This is a genomic window from Mesorhizobium sp. M7A.F.Ca.AU.001.01.1.1, assembly GCF_004022735.1.
GTDB lineage: Bacteria > Pseudomonadota > Alphaproteobacteria > Rhizobiales > Rhizobiaceae > Mesorhizobium > Mesorhizobium ciceri.
This window is the reverse complement of record NZ_RZPF01000950.1, coordinates 1-1,977: the sequence shown is the minus strand read 5'-3', so window position 1 is coordinate 1,977 and position 1,977 is coordinate 1. Positions and strand designations below refer to the sequence as shown.

Sequence of the window (1,977 nt, the reverse complement as noted above, 5' to 3'; positions counted from 1 at the left end):
TCAACGGGGAAGACGCGGTTTTCCGGATTAGACCTGATGTGAGATGTCAGCCTGCCAACTGGCGGCAGATCGAGCGCCGTAGGCGCACCGATCCGTCCTGACTGCTTGCCAAAACTCGCTCCATAATTTATATGACCACTTTAGTCACGGGAGCAATCATGATGAAAGAGATTCAGCTCAAAGACGTCAAGGCTACGTTCTCACATGTGGTCGACGAAGCGGTTGCGGGCACACCGACGGTCGTCACCCGTCACGGCAAAAGAGAGGCTGTCGTAATCAGCTATTCGGAGTACGAACGCCTTTCCCGTGTGCCGTCGCTGGGTTGGCTGCTCACAAACTCGCCCCTGGAGGAAGCTGACCTGCCAGCGCGAAGCCGAAAGCCCGCACGGGCTCTGCGCGATCCGGCGTTCTGACATTGTACCTTTTGGACACGAATGTCGTCAGTTTGCTTGCCCCTTCAAAACGCAGGACGCCCTCCGATGAGAAACTAGCGGCCTGGATAGTCGAGCGATCGTCCGACCTTTGGCTCTCCGTAATCACCTTGGCCGAGATCGAGGACGGCATCGCGAACGCCAAGCGAACCGGTGCCACCAAGAAGGCGGGCGCGCTCGCTGAATGGTGGGGAGAAATCCGTCACTACTACAGTAGCCGCATCCTCCCTCTTGACCTCGAAACGGCAACAATAACTGGGCAACTCATGACAGTCGCTCGGGCCGCTGGCATCTCACCAGGTTTCGAGGACATCGCTATTGCTGCAACAGGCATGCAACACGATCTGATCGTGCTCACGGACAACGAGAAGGATTTCAGGCCGCTCGGCATTCGGCATCAGAATCCGTTCATCGGGCTTCCAGAATAGGCGGACGGCGACCGATGGGCGCCTCCAGCATGACCATGCGATGACGTAGGCGGGGTTATGCGACGCTGGGCGAGTCTGATGGCGGTGCACCGGACTTCCTGGATCGACCAGCGGCCAGCGTATATTTGTGCCCCTTCAAGGTTCATAGGCCTTTGCCTATGGGCTGTCCAGGTTGTTTGCTTCAAAGGCCCAACGCTGACAGGGCCTTGGACGTGAGGTGAGAGCTTCATCGTCATTGAATACCTTTCTCATCGACGTCCAACGAGACGGTAACAATCAGTCATCCACCCACCTTGACGCGGGCGTGCCGCCCAGCGGATGTCGGGCTGATGTGCGCCGACGGAACACGTGTCCTCGACCGTCACTTCTGGCGAGCGGCATCGCCATCATTAGTGATGGAACGGAAAAGAAACCATTCAGCGTCAGACTACCGCTTTTCGACGCACCTTTTTCGAACACGTCGGAACGAGCGCTTGTCGCGCAGCCCACGATGCCCCCATTGGTGAATCGGATCCATGAAGAGTCTGACAATACGCCACCGCATCCTCGTCAGTTTCGCTGCCGTTCTGGTGGTCATGTCCGTGATCGCCGTCATCGCGTACGCCTGGTTTCTTCAGGCGGGGCAGGAGGCGACTGAGGTCGAGAAGGGCATCCTTCCAGACCTCTATCACAGCACCGCGATCATGATGGGCCAGATGACGGCCCATAGTCTGCTTCAGGAATATGCCCTTCAGGACAACCCATCGGATAGAAGCACGCTTGAAAGCGCGATCACGACCAATCGCGACCAAGTGCAGCGGTCGATGGGCGACTATGAAGCAACAATCGTCTCCGACATCGACAAGCAGAATTATGCAGTCGTCAAAGAACTCGCCAACCAATTTCGTCTGGCTGAAACTGCTTTGCTGGACACAAGCCGGGCTGCCTTGTCGAAAGGTGAAACTCCCAATGAAAGCCTGGCCATCAAGAACACCGTAGAGCCGATCTTTGTAAAGTTGCAGTCCGCTCTGCAGGCCATGGTTGAGGATCACAGAGGCGAGGCAAACAGCGCGACGCAGCGGATCAGCTCGATCGTTAGAACGGCCGAAGTCGGTTTGAGCGTTGGCTTGTTGATAGCC

Annotated in this window: 3 protein-coding genes; all 3 read left to right on the top strand. The window is 57.0% G+C overall.

From position 1 onward, the window contains the following. The first annotated feature begins 161 nt into the window (after positions 1–161). Positions 162–413 (top strand): type II toxin-antitoxin system prevent-host-death family antitoxin, encoded by a 252-nt coding sequence (locus tag EN884_RS34440; protein ID WP_024505312.1) that lies wholly within the window; start codon positions 162–164, stop codon positions 411–413. Between the two features lie 2 nt (positions 414–415). Next, positions 416–859: a type II toxin-antitoxin system VapC family toxin gene (locus EN884_RS34435; protein WP_013525370.1), complete on the top strand. Its 444-nt coding sequence runs from the start codon at positions 416–418 to the stop codon at positions 857–859. A gap of 515 nt (positions 860–1,374) precedes the next feature. After that, positions 1,375–1,977: MCP four helix bundle domain-containing protein (locus EN884_RS34425; RefSeq protein WP_206617727.1), on the top strand; the 603-nt coding region annotated here is incomplete at its 3' end.